This window comes from Mycobacterium sp. MYCO198283 (assembly GCF_021213805.1).
GTDB lineage: Bacteria > Actinomycetota > Actinomycetes > Mycobacteriales > Mycobacteriaceae > Mycobacterium.
In genome coordinates, this window is sequence record NZ_JAJQJI010000009.1 from 70,096 (window position 1) to 87,106 (window position 17,011).

Consider the following 17,011-nt stretch of genomic DNA (forward strand, 5'->3'; position numbering starts at 1 on the left):
GTTAGTACGTTTAACGGAGAGATTAGAACACTCGGCGGGCTCGCGGCGGAACATCACGGCTGCCGGCGACGACAACGCACGTCGAGGACCAAATATGCACGTCATCGCCCCATTCAACGACACCGTGGCAACTAAAGCCTCCTGGGCGGAAGTGGCGAAAAGCACGAAAACCACCTGAATGTGACCTGCATCACTGCAGCGCGGCCTAGTCGATCGGCCGGTTACGATGCCGCTCATGACGCGCGTCAAACGACTCACGGCCGGCCTGGCGACGGCCGCCGCGGCGCTGGCTCTCGCGGCGCCGGCAAACGCGGACGTCGACAGCGACTTCTCGGCACAGCTCAAGACCTACGGCATCTACGGGCAAAAGGACCTCTACGCCTGGATGGCCAAGATCACCTGCAAGCGGCTGCGCACCGGCCTCGATCCCGACGCCGCCGCGGCGGTGACGTTCCTGAACCGCAACCTGACGCAGATCGACGAGCCGCAGGCCTGGCAGCTCCTCGGCGCAACCATCACCTACTACTGCCCCGATCAGACGCCGGTGTGGGAAGCCGCTGCGGCGCAGCACAACTCGTGATGCGCGCGGCAGGCCGGTGGCGCAGGTCCACGGTGCTCGGCGCTGCGGTCGTTGTCGCCGCGGCGTGGGCTGCTCCCGCGGCCGCAGAGCCCGCCGCGCCGCCGACGCCCAAGACGTCGATCGACGCCGACGGCACCTACTCGGTCGGCACCGACATCGTCGCCGGCACCTATCGGTCGGCCGGTCCGGCGGGCGACGGCACGTGCTACTGGAAGCGCCTGCGCGGTGACGCGATCGTCGACAACGCGATGAGCAAAAAGCCGCAAACGGTGCAGGTCGACGCCACCGACACCGCGTTCCGCTCGAACGGCTGCCAACCGTGGCAGTTGGTCGACTGCGCGCCCGGCTGCCTCGCGCCCGAGCGGTCGCCGGGCGACCTGCTGCGAGACGTCGCGGGCTTCCTCGGCCCGCGCGCGCTCGCCCCACCGCCGACCGGTTAGCCGGGCTGCTCGGCTCGTCGCGCCCACTGCGCGAGCGCGAACAGCACCACACCGACACCCAGCGCGTAGGCGCCGTACAACCACACTTGCGCTTCCTGCTGGCTGAGCAGCACCAGGCAGGAGAGCACCCCGAGCACCGGCACCGCGGTCCACACCCGGTAATGCGGATGCTCGACCTGGTCGCGTCGCAGCACCAGCACGGCGACGTTGGTCGAGATGAACACGAAGAGCAGCAGCAGCACGACGGTCTTGGCCAGCGTCGCCAGGTCCCCGATCAGCGTTAGGCCCATCGCGACCGCGGTCGTGACCACGATCGCCGTCCACGGCGTGCGCCGGTGGGGAAGCACCCAGCTCAGCACCGACGGCAGCAGCCGGTGCTCCGCCATGCCGTAGGTCAGCCGGCTCGCCATGATCATCGTCAACAACGCCCCGTTGGCCACCGCGACCAGGGCGATGGCGCTGAACACCTCGTCGGGGATGCGCACGCCCGTCGCCTGCACCACCGCCAGCAGCGGACCGTCGGACTCGGCGAGCTCGGCGGGCGGCAGCGCAATGGCACTCGCGATGCCGACCAGCGCGTAGACCGCGCCCGCGGTGACCAACGCACCGAACAGCGCCCGCGGGTAGATCCGGCTCGGGTCGCGGATCTCCTCGACCACGTTCGCCGACGTCTCGAAGCCGACGAACGAGTAGTAGGCGAGGATCGCCGCGCCGAGCACCGCCAGCGCCGGGTTCGCGCCGTCGGGGAACTGTGTGACGCGGGAGACATCGCCGTCGCCGCGGCCCGCCATCACCGCCACGGTGACGATCACGATGAGCAGGCCGGAGAGCTCGATGCACGTCATCACGACGTTGCTCTTCAGGGATTCGCTGATGCCGCGCGCATTCAGGCACGCCACCAGGGCGAGGAAGACCACCGCCGCCAGCTTGGTCGGCACGTCGAGAAAGGTCTGCAGGTACTCCCCGGCGAACGCCAGCGACAGCCCTGCCGCGCTCACCACCCCCGCCGCGAGCATGCAGAACCCGACGAGGAAGCCGATCAGCGGATGCCGGTAGGCCCGCTCGGCGAACACCGCCGCTCCCCCGGCGCGCGGGTACTTCGTCACCAGCTCGGCGTAGGAGCCCGCGGTCAGCAGGGCGAGTAGCAGCGCCACCACCAGCGGCGCCCACAGCACGCCGCCCACCTCGCCGGACAGTTCGCCCATCAGCGCGTAGATGCCGGCGCCGAGCACGTCGCCGAGGATGAACAAGAACAGCAGCGGCCCGGTGATCCGGCGCTTGAGCTTGGTGTCCTCGCCGTCGTCGGTCGTCGCCGCGCCCGTGTCCGCCGTCTCCGATGTCATCGCGCCCTCCCGGTTAGGTCGAGGCGAATACCCCGCTCGGGCGGAAGGCAAGCCTGCGCGCTCAGCTCGCGGCGGTCGCCTTCATGGGGGGACAGTTCCCGGCGGCGTCGGCGGTCAGCTCGTAGTGCCAGATCTCGTTGGCATACATCTGGCACAGCCCGTACCGGGATCCGTTGCGCACCATCCACTGCGCGGCGTCGGGGCTCAGCACGTCGACCGCCTCGCCGGTCACGTGCCGCGAGACCTCCGGCGTCGCGACGTACTGGCGGGCGGCCTCCACGCTGCCGTAGGTGCGGACGCCGTCGTCGAACAGCCGCAGCTGGAAGCCGCGGGTGCGCCAGCCCGACGTGAACCGCAGCGCCACGCCATCTGCCGCCGCACCGCGCGCCGCGTCGGCGAGCGCGGCCCGCAGGTCCGGGTCGAGCCGCCCGATGATCGGATCGCCGACGTCATCGAGGGTGAGGGTCCGGCCTTCCGGCAGCAGGCCGCCCACCCCGTCGGTGGCCGCGGCCCCCACCACGAGCCCGGGTCCGGGTTCACCGCCCACCACCGCGATCGGGCCGATCGAGAAGTCCGCGGCCGCGGGGCCGGGCGCCGCCGCGGCTGGGCCTACCGAGAAGTAGCCGGGCGCGGGCAGCGCGACCACCGGAACGGGCTCGGGAGGCGTCGCCGGCGGCGTGCGCTGCGGCGCCGTGCACGCTGTGAGCAGGACCACCGCCGACCCGATCGCCCGCAGCGCGGCGCCGGTTCGGGGTCCGGGTCGGGAGGTCGGCGTCATGGTGCTCCTTTGCTGGCGTCGCTCAGCCTAACGCGGGGGTGACGAAAGCCGTGACGCGTGTCGAGCGCCGGCGGCGGGGTACTACGGTGTTCCGCAGGTGTTCTGCAGGTGATGCGCGCGTTATTCGCACGCGCCGCACCGGGAACGAACGGTCCGCATCACCCCAGGAGGCTTCATGCAGTTGGCGCTCACGGAGTCCGAACTCGCCTTCCGCGACGAGCTCCGCACGTTCTTCACCACGGAGATCCCCGCCGAGATCCGGCAGCGCGTCCGGGAGGGCGGCTCGTTCCGGCACGAGGACATCGTGACGACGCAACGCATCCTCAACGCCAACGGCCTGGCCGTTCCGAACTGGCCGGTCGAGTGGGGCGGCAAGGACTGGACGCCGACGCAGATGCAGATCTGGAACGACGAGATGCAGCTGGCCGCCGTGCCCGAGCCGCTGACCTTCAACGCCAAGATGGTGGGCCCGGTGATCGCCGAGTTCGGGTCGCAGGAGATCAAGGAACGCTTCCTGCCCCCCACCGCCAACCTCGACATCTGGTGGTGCCAGGGGTTCTCGGAGCCGGAGGCCGGGTCCGACCTCGCGTCGCTGCGCACCACCGCCTACCGCGACGGCGACAGCTACGTGGTCAACGGCCAGAAGACGTGGACCACCCTCGGCCAGTACGCCGACTGGATGTTCTGCCTGGTCCGCACCGACCCGCAGGCGCCCAAGAAGCAGGCGGGCATCTCCTTTCTGCTCATGGAGGTGGACACCCCCGGCCTGACCATGCGGCCCATCAAGTTGATCGACGGCAGCTACGAGGTCAACGAGGTGTTCTTCGAGGACGTGCGGGTGCCTGCCGATCAGCTCGTCGGCGAAGAGAACCAGGGCTGGACCTACGCCAAGTACCTGCTGGGCAACGAGCGGACGGGCATCGCCGGCGTCGGCCGCACCAAGGTCAAGTTGGCTCAGGCCAAACAGCACGCGGCCGAGGTCGGCATCCTCGACGATCCGCTGTTCGCCGCGCGGTTCGCGGAGCTGGAGAACGAGCTGCTGGCCCTCGAGCTGACCCAGCTGCGGGTGGTCTCCGATTCCGCGGACGGCAAGCCCAACCCGGCGTCGTCGGTGCTGAAGTTGCGGGGCAGCCAGCTGCAGCAGCTCGCCACCGAGCTGCTCGTGGAGATCGCCGGCCCGGCCGCACTGCCGTACGGGGTCGAGGCGGAAGCCGATTTCGGTTCGCCGGCGTGGGCGCAGGCCACCGCACCCACCTACCTGAACTATCGCAAGACGTCGATCTACGGCGGCAGCAACGAAATTCAGCGCACCATCATCTCGTCGACCATCTTGGGCTTGTGAGGTAAGGATCCATGGACTTCAACCTGACCGAAGAGCAGGCCCTGCTGCGCGACACCACGCGCGACCTGCTGCGCAGCTACGACCACGAGACCCGGCTGAAGGTCATCGACACCGAGCTGGGCTGGAGCCGCGACGTGTGGTCGCAGCTCGCGGAGATCGGCCTGCTGCAGCTGGCCTACGACACCACCGAGGCCGGCGCCATCGAGGTCGCGGTGATCGCGACCGAACTCGGCCGGCGCCTTGCCCCGGAGCCGTTCGTCGACGCCGCGCTGACGCCCGGTGCGCTGATCGCGGAAGCCGGCGACGACCAGCAGCGGGCGCTGCTCGACGAGGTGGCGGCCGGGCAGCGGCTGCTGGCGTTCGCGCACGCCGAGCCGGCTGCGCGGTACCCCTATGCGGCCGTCAGCACCACCGCGACCCGCCGAGGCGACGCCTGGACGCTGAGCGGCCGCAAGCACCCGGTGCCAGCCGGTGACTCCGCCGACACGGTCGTGGTGAGCGCCGCGCTGCCCGACGGCGGCACCGGCCTGTTCCTCGTCGAGGCGGCGGACGTGCGTCGCACCCCGTTTCGCACGTTCGACAGCCGGCGCGGCGCGCAGCTCGACTTCGCCGACACCCCGGCGCAGCCGCTGGGCACCGGCGGCGATGCGTCCGACGTGATCGCCGGGGCGGTCATCCGCACCCAGTCCGCGCTGTGCGCCGAGTCGCTGGGCGCCATGGAGGAAGCGCTGCGGCTGACCACCGACTACCTCAAGGCCCGCAAGCAGTTCGGCGTCACGCTCAACAAGTTCCAGACGCTGACCCAGCGCGCGGCCGACATGTACGTCTCGCTCGAGATGGCGCGGAGCATGAACCTCTACGCCGCGATGTCGATCGCCGGCGGCATCGTCGACCCGGCGATCGCGTCGCGGGCGAAGTTGCAGATCGGCCGGGCCGCGCGGCACATCGGACAGGAAGCCATCCAGCTCCACGGCGGCATCGGCGTCACCGCCGAATACCCCGTCGGGCACTACGTTGCGCGGCTGACGGCCATCGAGCAGACGCTGGGGTCGTCGAACGACCACCTGCACGTGCTGGTCGAGGGCTTGAGCGACTACGGCGTGGTGGCGCTGCGCACCGAGCGCTGACCCTTGGTGCTCGCGGTGTAGGCGTCGACGACGTCGTCGGGGAGCCGGCCGCGCACCCCCACCTCGTAGCCGTTGCGCCGCGCCCACTCCCGGACGTCGGCGTTGACCGCGCGCTGCGCCCGCGCCGGCCGTGACGACTGCCGGCGTCCGCCGGTGCGCCGCGCCGCCCGGATCCAGGGCCGCAGCTCGTCACGCAGGTGCTTGGCGTTGGCGGTCGACAGGTCGATCTCGTAGTCGACTCCGTCCAGACTCACCGACACCGTCTCCGCTGCCTCGCTCCAGCCGTCGGTGTCGTCGATCCGCATGACGACCGTCTTCTTTGCCATCGTTCGCCGTCCTCGCATAGCAAGCCCCGAACGGATACTAGGACACCATCGCTGGTGCGGCTGCCACCTGGTCATCACGCGGTGCCTGAGGCGGGTCGTCATGTCCCGACACCGGCCGGGTGAATCTTTGCTGGCATGGCCCGTCCGGTGTCGGTTCCGGCGGCCGGTAGCGTCGCATCGTGGCCGCCGACCGACGCATCCGTGTTCCCGCCGACCTCGACGCCGTGACCACCGTCGGCGACGAGGACCACTCGGCGGTGGATCCGGCTGCGGTCGAACGCATCTGGGAGGCGGCCCGCCACCTCTACCGCGCCGGCATGCATCCGGCGATCCAGCTGTGCCTGCGGGTCGAGGGCCGCACGGTGCTCAACCGCGCGATCGGTCACGGCTGGGGCAACGGGCCCGACGACCCGCCCGACGCCGAGCAGGTGCCGGTGCGGCCGCAGACACCGTTTTGCGTGTACTCGGCCGCCAAGGGGATCACGACGACGGTGGTGCACATGCTGGTGGAGCGCGGCGCCTTCTCGCTCGACGACCGGGTGTGCGAGTACCTGCCGGAGTACACCAGCCACGGCAAGGACCGCACCACGATCCGGCACGTGATGACCCACAGTGCCGGCGTCCCGTTCGCCACCGGGCCGCGGCCGGACCTGCGGCGCATGAACGACAGCGCCTACGCCCGCGACATGCTGGCGCAGCTCAAGCCCATCCATCCGCCCGGCCGGGTGCACATCTACCACGGCGTCACCTGGGGGCCGCTGATCCGGGAGATCGTCGACGCCGCGACCGGCCGCAGCATCCGCGAGATCCTCGCGACCGAGATCCTCGATCCGCTGGGCTTCCGGTGGACGAACTACGGCGTGGCGGAGGCGGACGTGCCGCTGGTGGCGCCGAGCCACGTGACGGGCAAGCCGCTGCCGGCACCCATCGCCGCCGCCTTCCGCAAGGCGATCGGCGGCACCACCACGCAGATCATCCCGTTCACCAACACGCCGCTGTTCCTGACCGGCGTCATCCCGTCGTCGAGCACGGTGTCGAATGCGGCCGAGCTGTCGCGGTTCGCCGAGATCTGGCGGCGCGGCGGCGAACTCGACGGCGTGCGGGTGCTGGCGCCCGACACGCTGCGCGCGGCCACCGCGCCGGCCCGCAGGCTGCGCCCCGACCTCGCGGTGGGCCTGGCGCCGCTGCGGTGGGGCACCGGTTTCATGCTGGGCTCTGCGCGTTTCGGGCCGTTCGGCCGCGACGCGCCGGCCGCGTTCGGCCACACCGGCCTGACGAACATCGCCGTCTGGGCCGACCCGCAGCGCGAACTTGCCGCGGGCCTGGTCACCAGCGGTAAGCCCGGCGGCCACCGCGAGGCGGGGCGCTACACCGCCCTGCTGGACCGCATCACCGCCGAGCTGCCGAAATCGCATTCCCGGTCGTGATTCGCGCCGAATGACGACCGGGAGTTCAGTTTCGCGGGGACGGGGTGGACGCCGCGACCGCTGGGCGGACGCCGCCGTAGATGCCGCGGCGGACGATCCACGGCAACAGCACGCGGTGCACCGACCATGCCGGGAACCGCAACGGCCGGCCGCCCGGCGTGAACACCTCGAGCCCGTCGCGCTGCACGCCGATCACCGAGCCCCAGCGGCGGCCCGGCGCCCGGTAGCGCCGCAGCGGCCGGCCGTCGAACTCGGCCAGCACATTGTGGGCGACGAGCCGATCCGCCCGGTTGCGGGCCGAGTTGCGCAGCGGGTCGGTCGCCGCGACGTCGCCGACCGCGAAGACCCCCGGATGGCCCGGCACCCGCAATTCCGCGGTGACCCGGACGAAGCCGTGCTCGTCGAGCAGGTCGGCGGGCAGCCAGTCGGTGTTGGGGCGCACCCGGCCGATCGCCCACAGCACCGCGTCGGCGGTGGTCGGCGGCTGACCGGTGGACCACTGCACCGGGTCGGCGGTGATCCGGTCGCAGCCGAACCCGTCGGGGACGACCGCGCGGTGGCCGGGGCGCAGCTGGACGCCCGCCGCGACGAGCCGCCGCCGCACGCGCTCCCAGGTGCGCGGGTGGTGCTCGGTGAGCGCCCGCTCGCCGGGGAAGCACAGCGTCACCCGGGTGTCCGGCCAGGCGGTGGCGATGTTGGCCGCGCTGCTCACGGCGGCCGCGCCGCCGCCGATCACGAGAACCGACGCCGCGGCGGCCAGCCGGCGGTGCGCCGCGGCGATCCCGTCGTCGACCTCGGCGGCCGTCTGCAGCTCCGGGCGGCGCCAGAACCCGTTCGTCACACCGGTCGAGATCACCAGCGCGTCGTAGGGTTCGGCGCCCGGTGACCCGGCGGCGTCGCGCACCCACAGTGTGCGGGCCGCCAGGTCGACGCCGGTGATCGTGGCGTGCACCGTGCGCACCCGGTCGAGCCCGCGGAACCGGTCGAACCCGACCAGGTAGTCGCGGGCCCAGTCCCGCGGCCGGGCCAGCCGCACCCCGAGTTCCTGGCCGCTGACCAGCGCCGGCTTGGCGGAGATGCCGACCACCTCGGCGCGGCGGGCCAGCCGGATCGCGGTGAGCACGCCGCTGTCACCGAGCCCGGCGACGACGACGCGCCGGCTCACGCTGCGGCTCGCCGGGGTGGGCGCGGCACGAAGCGGGGCACGCGCGCGACGACGTCGGCGTAGGCGGGCCGCCGCGCCGCGCTGCGCTCCTCCATCATCGGGATGCTGGCGCCGAGGAACATCGCGAGCATCGCGGCCGCGCCGACGAACAGCCACCACGCCTGCGCGGGCGCGGCGGCGACGCCGAACAGCGCCAGCGCGACCCAGAACCCGAACTCGCCGAAGTAGTTCGGGTGGCGCGACCAGCTCCACACGCCGCGGTCCATCACCTGCCCCGGCGCCCGCTCGCGCACGAAGCGGCGCAGTTGGACGTCGGCGACGGTCTCGAGCGCGACGGCGCCGAGCCCGACGGCGAACGCCACGACACCGAGCCACACCACCCCGCGGCCGGGTGTCGTGAGCGCGACGTACACCGGCAGCATGCCCGCGAACACCTGCAGCGTCGGGATGAGGTGGATGGCGGTGAGGTCTACCAGGCATTCGTGGCGGCCGGCGCGGTCGCGCAGCATGCCGTAGCGCCAGTCCTCGTGGTGCAGGCCGGGGAAGGTGGCGAGCCAGTTGCCGGTGAGTCGCACCGCCCACACCGCGACGAGCACGGCCAGCAGGGTGGCGCGCAGCGCGTCGACGTCGTCGCTGGCGTACCACCAGTAGCCGAGCAGTAGCGGCGGGATGACGCTCCAGTAGGCGTCATAGCAGCTTGAGTTCCGCAGCGCGCGGCTGAACCCGAAGATGACGAGCGTCGCCAGCACGTCCGCGACGAGCGTGTCCAGCCACAGCCGCCCGGTGGCGGGACCCCAGGCGAGCCAGCCGGCCGCGGCGCCGACCGCGACGACGTACGCCACGGTGATCCACGCCAGCGAGCGCGCTTTGCCCATGTCCACCTCCGGCCACGACGGGCTGGAATGTAACACGTTCTAGTTCTACCGCGGACGGTCGAGCAGCGCGTCGATCGCGCGGTAGATCCGCTGCGGCGAGACGGGCCGCGGGGTGCCGAGCTGTTGTGCCCACAGGCTCACCCGCAGCTCCTCGATGAGCCACGCGATGTCGGCGACGTCGGCGGCGGCCGCGCGCTCGGCGGGCAGGGCGGCGACCAGTTCGTCGTAGGCCTGCGCGACGTCGCGCACCTGCGCCATCTTGTCGCGGTCGGCGGCCACCGCATGCGGCAGCCGCTCGAGCCGCCGCGCAATCGCCGTCAGGTAGCGCGTCAGATCGGCCAGCCGCGCGATCCCGGCGGCGGTGACGAAGCCGGCGGGCAGCAGCCGCGCCAGCTGCTCGCGAATGTCGGCCAGCGACTCCTGTTGCGCGGCAGGCGGATTCGCGGGCAGTCCGACCTCGACCTGCTGGGCCGCCGCCAGCACCGCGCGCACGCGGCTGAGCGCGTCGGCGGTGCGCGGCACCAGCGTCTCGGCGATCCGGCTCCGCAGCGCGGTGAAGTCCGCGCGGGTCCACGGCGGTGCGGGCATCGACGCGTCGACGACCGCGTCGGCACAGTCGTCGATCAGCGCCGCCAGCGAGCCGTCCGGGTTGGCGCCCAGCAGCAGCCGACTCCGCGGATCGAGCCCGCGCTCGACGGTTTTCACCGGCGACGGCGTCGCGAGCCGCAGCAGCCGCACAGCGCCCGGCCGCATCGCCGCCCGCTGTTCGGCGGCGGTGGCGAACACCCGGATGTCGACGGCGCGGCCGGCGTCGCACAGCGCCGGATAGCCGCGGACCGCCCGGCCGTCGACCGACCGTTCGACGGTGCGCGGAAGTTCGTCGAGATCGTCGGGCCAGGTGCGCAGCCCGCGGCGCTCCCAGTCCCCGGCCACCGCGGCGGCGACCGCCTCGCGGGCCGGCACCGCGAGCCGCTGCTGCAGCGACCCGAGATCCTTGCCGCGCGCCAGCTCGGTGCCGCCGGAGTCGGTGACCGCGACGGTGAGGCGCAGGTGCGGCGGCAGCTTGTCGAGGTCGAACGCCTCGACGGGGACACTCACGCCGGTGCGGCGGCGCAGCTCGCCCGCCAGCGCCGGCAGCAGCGGCCCGGCGTCGGGATCGATGTGGGCGAGCACCGCCCGCGCGGTGTCCGGTGCCGGCACGAAGTTGCGCCGCAGCTCCTTGGGCAGCGACCTGATCAGCGCGGTCACCAGCTCTTCGCGCAACGCCGGTATCTGCCAGGCGAATTCGTCGCCGCCGAGCCGGGCGAGCACGTCGACCGGGACGTGCACGGTGACGCCGTCGTCGGCGGCGCCCGGGGAGAAGCGGTACGTCAGCGGCAGCGCGAGGTCGCCGGACCGCCAGGTGTCGGGGCGGTCGGTGGCGGTGTCGTCGCGCAGCAGGTCGTCGCGGGTGAGCGTCAGCAGGTCCGGGGTGCGGTGCCGCTGCTTCTTCCACCAGCCGTCGAAGTGCCGTGACGACACCACCTCGGCGGGAATCCGGGCGTCGTACCAGGCGTACAGCTCGTCGTCGGTGACCAGCAGGTCGCGCCGGCGGGCGCGCTCCTCGAGTTCGGCGACCTCCTCGCGCAGCCGGGCGTTGTCGCGGAAGAAGCGGTGCCGGGTCTCCCAGTCGCCCTCGACCAGCGCGTGGCGGATGAAGAACTCGCGCGCCACCTCCGGGTCGATCGGCGCGTAGTCCACCCGCCGGCGCGGCACCAGCGGCAGCCCGTAGAGCGTCACCCGTTCGTAGGCCATCGCCGCGCCGCGTCGCGCGTCCCAGTGCGGCTCGCTGTAGCTGCGTTGCAGCAGACCCGCACCGGCCTGCTCGATGGCCTCGGGCGTGACCCGTGCGCCGGTGCGCCCATAGAGCCGGCTGGTCTCCACCAGCTCGGCCACCACGATCCACCGCGGCGGTCGCTTGCTGAGCACCGAGCCGGGCGCCAGGGTGAACTTGGTACTGCGCGCGCCGTGGAAGTCCCGGGTGTCGCCGTCGCGCAGCCCGATGTGCGACAGCAGCCCCGACAGCACCGCGGCGTGCACGCTCGCCGGCTCGGCCGGTTCGTCCGACTCGCGGATGCCGAGGTCCCTGGCGATGCTGCGGAGCTGGCCGACCAGGTCCTGCCACTCCCGGATGCGCAGGTAGTGCAGGAACTCGTCGCGGCACATCCGCCGGAAGGCGCTACCGGAACGCTCCTGCCGCTGCTCGCGCAGATAGCGCCACAGGTTGAGGTAGGACATGAAGTCGGAGTGCTCGTCGGCGAACCGGGCGTGTTTTTGCCGGGCGGCCTCCTCGCGGTCGGCCGGGCGCTCGCGCGGATCGGGGATGGACAGCGCCGCGGCGATCACCAGCACCTCCCGGACGCAGCCCTCGGTGTCGGCCGCCAGGATCATCCGGCCGAGCCGCGGGTCGACGGGCAGCTGCGCCAGGCGGCGCCCGATCGCGGTGAGCGACCCCGACGGGTCGAAGGCCCCGAGTTCCTGCAGCAGCGCCACGCCGTCGCGGATGCTGCGCCGCTCCGGCGGGTCCAGGAACGGGAAGTCCTCGATGTCGCCGAGTCGCAGCGCCGCCATCTGCAGGATCACCGCGGCGAGGTTGGTCCGCAGGATCTCCGGATCGGTGTAGCGGGGCCGGGCGTCGTGGTCGTCCTCGCTGTAGAGCCGGATGCAGACGCCCGGGGCGGTGCGGCCGGCCCGGCCGGCGCGCTGTGCCGCCGACGCCTGCGAGATCGGCTCGATCGGCAGCCGCTGCACCTTGGTGCGCCGGCTGTAGCGGGAGATCCGGGCGGTGCCGGGGTCGATGACGTAGCGGACGCCGGGCACCGTCAGCGATGTCTCGGCGACGTTGGTGGCGAGCACGATGCGCCGTCGCGCCCGGCTCGGCGTGAACACCTTCTGCTGCTCGGCCGTGGACAGCCGGGCATACAGCGGCAGCACCTCGGTGCCGGCGTCGACGACGCCGCTCAACACGTCGCGGGTGTCGCGGATCTCGCGCTCGCCGGACAGGAACACCAGCACGTCGCCGGGCGGCTCGGCCTCCAGTTCGCGGACCGCGTCGACGATCGCGTCGGTCTGGTCGCGGACTTCGGATGAGCCGCTTGCGCGAAGACCAGCGGGCGGGGTGCGGACCACCTCGGCGTCGGGGTCATCCGGATCGTCCGGATCACGGTGCGGCACCGGCACTTCCAGCGGCCGGTAGCGGATCTCCACCGGATACGTGCGCCCGGACACCTCGACGATCGGCGCCGGGCCGGCGGAGCTGCGGAAATGCGCGGCGAACCGCTCCGGCTCGATGGTCGCCGAGGTGACGACCACCTTGAGGTCGGGCCGGCGGGGCAGCAGTTCGCGCAGGTAGCCGAGCAGGAAGTCGATGTTCAGGCTGCGCTCGTGGGCCTCGTCGAGGATCAGCGTGTCGTAGCGCAGCAGCCGGCGGTCGCGCTGGATCTCGGCGAGCAGGATGCCGTCGGTCATCAGCTTGACCAGCGTGCGGTCGCTCGCCTGGTCGGTGAACCGGACGGTGTAGCCGACGGCCTCACCCAACGGGAGCTGCAGTTCGTCGGCGATGCGCTGCGCGACGGTGCGGGCCGCCAGCCGGCGGGGCTGCGTGTGGCCGATGGTGCCGCGGATGCCGCGGCCGAGCTCCAGGCAGATCTTGGGCAGCTGCGTCGTCTTCCCGGATCCGGTGGCGCCGGCGACGACGACGACCTGGTGCTCGCTGATGGCGCGGGCGATGTCGTCGCGCCGCGCGCTGACCGGCAGGTCCGGGTAGTCGATGGCGGGCACGGCGGCCCGGCGCGTCGCGATCAGCGCCTCGGCGGCGGTGATCTGGTCGGTCAACCTGGCGACCTGCTCGGGTGTCGCGGCGCGCTTGAGTCTGCGGCCGATGCGGGCCGCGTCGCGCAGCGAGCAGCCGTCGAGGCGGGCCCGCAGCGTGCGCCACTCCTCGCGGGACAGCGGGGTCTGCGGGGCGGGCACTGGCACCAGGATAGGCGGGTGGCCGCGGCGTAGGCTTTCCGCCAGGAGAGCCTATGACCATCGCCATCGTTGTCGTGCTGTCGCTGGTAGCGCTCGGGCTTGTCGTCGACGGCCTGCTGCGGCTGCGGACCTATCTGAACAAACCCGTCACCCCGCCCCCCGACGAGCCCCCGACGGCGTGAGCGGCGTGGCCGAGGAGCTGCTGGCCCGCTGGCAGCTGACCCCCGACGGCGACCCGGTGACCGGGCACAGCTCGCAGCTTCTCCCGGTACGCACCGGCGCCGGTGCGGCGGCGATGCTCAAGGTCGGCGGCTCACCGGTCGAGCACCTGGCGCTGCGGCGCTGGGACGGCGACGGCGCGGCCCGGCTGCTGCGCGCCGACCCGCCGCGGCGTGCGCTGCTGATCGAGCGCCTGGGGCGCGACCTGCGGTCGGTGCCCGACGACGAGGCGTGTGAGGTGATCGCCGGCCTGTACCGGCGGCTGCACGTCCCGGTCCACCCGAAGCTGCCGTCGCTGTCCGCGGAGGTGGAGCGGCGGGCTGCCGAGCTGGCGGCGCTGCCCCGCAACGCCGCGGTGCCGCACCGGCTCGTCGAGCAGGCCGTCACGCTGAGCCGGGAACTGGCCGGCGGGCGCGACACCGCCGTGCTGCACGGCAACCTGCACGCCGGCACCGTCCTCGCCGGCGAGCGCGTGCCGTGGCTTGCCGTCGGGCCCGACCCGTGCAACGGCGATCCGCCCGCCGAGCTCGCGCCGATGCTGCTGCACGCCGCGGGCGAGCGGTCCGACGACCTGCGCGCCGCGATCCGGCGCCGGTTCTTCGCGCTCGTGGACGCTGCCGGGTTCGACGAGGAGCGGGCCCGCGCCTGGGTGGTGGTGCGCAGCGTGCACGCGGCGCTCGCCGATCCGGCGCGGATGACGGCGGGCGTCGCCGTCGCCAAGGCCGTGCAGGGCTGACGCTCGTACGCTGGACGGGGTGAGTGCCGCACCCGAGACCACCGTCGCCCTGCAGGACCGCTTCGCCCGCGAGCTGCCCGAGCTGACGGTCCGCTGGCAGGCCGAGGCCACGCCCGCACCGCGGCTCTTGGTGCTCAACGAGCCGCTGGCCGCCGAGCTCGGGCTCGACACCGAGTGGCTGCGCTCCCCCGCGGGGCTCGGGTTGCTGACCGGCACGGCGGTGCCCGCCGGTGCCACGCCCGTGGCGCAGGCCTACGCCGGCCACCAGTTCGGCGGCTTCGTGCCGCGGCTCGGCGATGGGCGGGCGCTCTTGGTCGGCGAGCTGTCCGGCGCCGACGGCGGCATCCGCGACCTGCACCTCAAGGGCGCCGGGCGCACCCCGTTCGCCCGCGGCGGCGACGGGCTGGCAGCGGTCGGCCCGATGCTGCGGGAGTACATCGTCAGCGAGGCGATGCATGCGCTCGGCATCCCGACCACCCGCTCGCTGTCGGTGGTGGCGACCGGCCGCGAGGTGCACCGCGACGCCGTGCTCGACGGCGCGGTGCTGGCCCGCGTCGCCGCCAGCCACCTGCGGGTGGGCACGTTCCAGTACGCCGCGCTCACCGGCGGCCCCGACCTCACGCGCCGGCTCGCCGACCACGCGATCGCCCGCCACTATCCCGCCGCCGCGCAGGCCGAACACCCGTACCGCGCGCTGTTCGAGGCGGTGCTGGCGGCGCAGGCGGCGCTGGTCGCCCGGTGGATGCTCGTCGGCTTCATCCACGGCGTGATGAACACCGACAACATGACGATCTCCGGCGAGACCATCGACTACGGGCCGTGCGCGTTCATGGACTACTTCGACCCGGCGACGGTGTTCAGCTCGATCGACTACGCCGGCCGCTACGCCTACGGCAACCAGCCGGCGATCGCCCAGTGGAACCTGGCGCGCTTCGCCGAGACGCTGCTGCCGCTGCTGCACGACGACTCCGAGCAGGCGATCGCGCTGGCGACCGAATCGCTCGGCGAGTTCCCGCGGCGCTATCAGCAGGCGTGGGGTGCGGGCATCCGCGCGAAACTCGGGCTCTCCACCGCTGCCGCCGCCGACACCGTCGATCCGCTCGTCGACGACCTGCTGGCGCTGCTGCAGCGCAACCGCGTCGACTTCACCTCGTTCTTCCACCACCTCGCGGCCGCGGCGGCCGGCGACACCGAACCCGCGCGCGCCCAGGTGCTCGACCTCGCCGCCGCCGACGCCTGGATCGCGCGCTGGCGGGAGCTCGGCCCGGACGCGGCGCTGATGCGCCGGACCAACCCGGTGTACATCCCGCGCAACCACCTGGTCGAGGAGGCGCTCGCGGCCGCCACGTCCGGCGACCTGGCTCCGATGCACCGCCTGCTCGACGCCGTGACCGCGCCGTTCGACGAGCGGCCCGAATTGGCGCGCTACGCCGAACCCGGCGCCGACGACCCCGGCGCCTACCAGACGTTCTGCGGCACCTGACTCACCTCCGGGCGACCGCAGCCAGGTATCGGCTGATCGCCGCGGCGAGCGGGGTCGCCTGCCGCCGGAACGACCGCAGCGGCCCGATCAGCGGCTCGTCGTAGCCGGCGAACCACAGGCCCGGCGCGGCGCTGCGCACCCCGTTGCTCACCGGATGGCCGGCCGCGTCGAGCACCCCGAGGTGGCCGACGAGCGGCGCGAGCCCGGGGTGGTAGCCGGTCGCCGCGATGACGACGTCCGGGGTGATCCGGCGGCCGTCGGCCAGCTCGACGTGCGGTCCGTCGAACGACGCGACGGGCGGCACCACCGTGACGCGGCCGGCCTTGACGTGCGCGACGAGCTCGTCGGCCAGGATCGGGATGCGGGCGTCGCGCTCGAGCGCGGTGAGGATGCCCTCGCGCGGCGGCGGCAGGCCACGCGCCCGCAGGTCACCGAACCACAGCCGGCTGGCGACCGCGGCGGTCCGGTTCGCCGCACCGGCGGGCAGCCGGCCCAGCGGACCGGTGAACGCGTCGACCGGGATGCCCGCGACCGCCCGGGGCACCAGGTGCGGCGGCGTGCGCACCGCCATGGTGACGCTGCGCGCGACGCCGTCGCACAGCTGGCCGACGATGTCGGTGGCGGTGTTGCCGGCGCCCACCACCAGGACGTCGCGGCGAAGGAACGGCCACCGGTCGCGGTAGTCGGCGGCGTGCAGCAGCGTGCCGGTGAAGGCGTCGGCGCCCGGCCAGCCCGGCAGCTGCCGCGTGCGGTAGTTGCCGGTCGCGACGACCACCGCCGAGCTGAGCACCGGCCCGCCGTCGGTGTCGATGCACCACGCCTCGCCGTCGCGGTCGATGCTTCGGACCGCCACCCGCAGCCGCAGCCGCAGCCGTTGCCGGCGCACGTAGTCGTCGAAGTAGCCGACCATGTCGTCGCGGGTGGGCCAGCGGCCGTGACGCAGCGGGATCCGCTGTCCCGGCAGGTGCGACCAGAACCCGCAGGTGTTCAGCCGGAAACCCTCGTAGAGCCGGCGCCACGACGCCGCGGGGGCGGCGGCCCGGTCGACGACCAGCGCATCGACGCCCTGCTCGACGCGCAGCTGCCTCGCGATCGCCAGCCCGCACGGACCGGCGCCGACGACCACCGCGGGCTCGCGCGACGTCTCGGCCACGAGCGC

15 protein-coding genes are annotated in these 17,011 nt (G+C 73.0%); 8 read left to right on the plus strand and 7 right to left on the minus strand.

Annotated features, from left to right (window positions below):
• Positions 1-235: 235 nt before the first annotated feature.
• Together LV457_RS17205 and LV457_RS17210 are read left to right on the plus strand one after the other, a co-directional pair.
• Positions 236-580, plus strand: coding sequence for a DUF732 domain-containing protein (locus LV457_RS17205; protein WP_232172744.1), 345 nt, complete (start codon positions 236-238; stop codon positions 578-580).
• The gene (locus tag LV457_RS17210) at positions 580-1,020 is read left to right on the plus strand and encodes a hypothetical protein (protein ID WP_232172858.1); all 441 of its coding nucleotides are present in this window, start codon (positions 580-582) and stop codon (positions 1,018-1,020) included. The genes LV457_RS17205 and LV457_RS17210 overlap by 1 nt, the downstream gene beginning before the upstream one ends.
• Here LV457_RS17210 and LV457_RS17215 read toward each other — a convergent pair.
• Positions 1,017-2,363 (minus strand): APC family permease, encoded by a 1,347-nt coding sequence (locus tag LV457_RS17215; RefSeq protein ID WP_232172745.1) that lies wholly within the window; start codon positions 2,361-2,363, stop codon positions 1,017-1,019. The two genes, LV457_RS17210 and LV457_RS17215, sit on opposite strands and share 4 nt — an antisense overlap.
• 61 nt (positions 2,364-2,424) lie before the next feature.
• Positions 2,425-3,141 (minus strand): M15 family metallopeptidase, encoded by a 717-nt coding sequence (locus LV457_RS17220; RefSeq protein WP_232172746.1) that lies wholly within the window; start codon positions 3,139-3,141, stop codon positions 2,425-2,427.
• Positions 3,142-3,316: 175 nt separating this feature from the next.
• Between LV457_RS17220 and LV457_RS17225 the strand changes: the two genes are divergently transcribed.
• Both LV457_RS17225 and LV457_RS17230 read left to right on the plus strand, forming a co-directional pair.
• Positions 3,317-4,483: an acyl-CoA dehydrogenase family protein gene (locus LV457_RS17225; protein ID WP_232172747.1), complete on the plus strand. Its 1,167-nt coding sequence runs from the start codon at positions 3,317-3,319 to the stop codon at positions 4,481-4,483.
• Positions 4,484-4,494: 11 nt separating this feature from the next.
• The gene (locus tag LV457_RS17230) at positions 4,495-5,610 is read left to right on the plus strand and encodes an acyl-CoA dehydrogenase family protein (protein WP_232172748.1); all 1,116 of its coding nucleotides are present in this window, start codon (positions 4,495-4,497) and stop codon (positions 5,608-5,610) included.
• Here the strand turns inward: LV457_RS17230 and LV457_RS17235 are convergent.
• Positions 5,577-5,936: an Lsr2 family protein gene (locus tag LV457_RS17235; RefSeq protein WP_232172749.1), complete on the minus strand. Its 360-nt coding sequence runs from the start codon at positions 5,934-5,936 to the stop codon at positions 5,577-5,579. The two genes, LV457_RS17230 and LV457_RS17235, sit on opposite strands and share 34 nt — an antisense overlap.
• 179 nt (positions 5,937-6,115) lie before the next feature.
• Between LV457_RS17235 and lipE the strand changes: the two genes are divergently transcribed.
• On the plus strand, positions 6,116-7,363 hold the full coding sequence (gene lipE / locus LV457_RS17240; protein ID WP_232172750.1) for a lipase LipE: 1,248 nt from the start codon (positions 6,116-6,118) through the stop codon (positions 7,361-7,363).
• 25 nt (positions 7,364-7,388) lie between these two features.
• On the opposite strand, the gene LV457_RS17245 is transcribed toward lipE, so the two are convergent.
• Genes LV457_RS17245 through hrpA form a run of 3 tightly spaced genes read right to left on the minus strand, consistent with a single transcriptional unit; the run spans position 7,389 to position 13,414 of the window.
• Complete coding sequence (locus tag LV457_RS17245) at positions 7,389-8,528, minus strand: FAD-dependent oxidoreductase (protein WP_232172751.1); 1,140 nt, start codon at positions 8,526-8,528, stop codon at positions 7,389-7,391.
• A complete protein-coding gene (locus tag LV457_RS17250) occupies positions 8,525-9,403 on the minus strand; it encodes a DUF1295 domain-containing protein (RefSeq protein ID WP_232172859.1) in 879 nt (292 codons plus the stop codon). Before LV457_RS17250 ends, LV457_RS17245 begins: the two co-directional genes overlap by 4 nt.
• Positions 9,404-9,448: 45 nt before the next feature.
• Positions 9,449-13,414 (minus strand): ATP-dependent RNA helicase HrpA, encoded by a 3,966-nt coding sequence (gene hrpA / locus LV457_RS17255; RefSeq protein WP_232172752.1) that lies wholly within the window; start codon positions 13,412-13,414, stop codon positions 9,449-9,451.
• Between the two features lie 53 nt (positions 13,415-13,467).
• Between hrpA and LV457_RS20115 the strand changes: the two genes are divergently transcribed.
• The 3 genes from LV457_RS20115 to LV457_RS17265 are packed head-to-tail and all read left to right on the plus strand — an operon-like array spanning position 13,468 to position 15,852.
• Positions 13,468-13,596, plus strand: coding sequence for a hypothetical protein (locus LV457_RS20115; protein ID WP_255701765.1), 129 nt, complete (start codon positions 13,468-13,470; stop codon positions 13,594-13,596).
• Complete coding sequence (locus tag LV457_RS17260) at positions 13,593-14,369, plus strand: aminoglycoside phosphotransferase family protein (protein WP_232172753.1); 777 nt, start codon at positions 13,593-13,595, stop codon at positions 14,367-14,369. The genes LV457_RS20115 and LV457_RS17260 overlap by 4 nt, the downstream gene beginning before the upstream one ends.
• A 19-nt stretch (positions 14,370-14,388) precedes the next feature.
• The gene (locus LV457_RS17265; RefSeq protein ID WP_232172754.1) at positions 14,389-15,852 is read left to right on the plus strand and encodes a YdiU family protein; all 1,464 of its coding nucleotides are present in this window, start codon (positions 14,389-14,391) and stop codon (positions 15,850-15,852) included.
• Between the two features lies 1 nt (position 15,853).
• Here LV457_RS17265 and LV457_RS17270 read toward each other — a convergent pair whose 3' ends face one another.
• Positions 15,854-17,005, minus strand: coding sequence for an NAD(P)/FAD-dependent oxidoreductase (locus tag LV457_RS17270; RefSeq protein ID WP_232172755.1), 1,152 nt, complete (start codon positions 17,003-17,005; stop codon positions 15,854-15,856).
• Positions 17,006-17,011 lie beyond the last annotated feature (6 nt).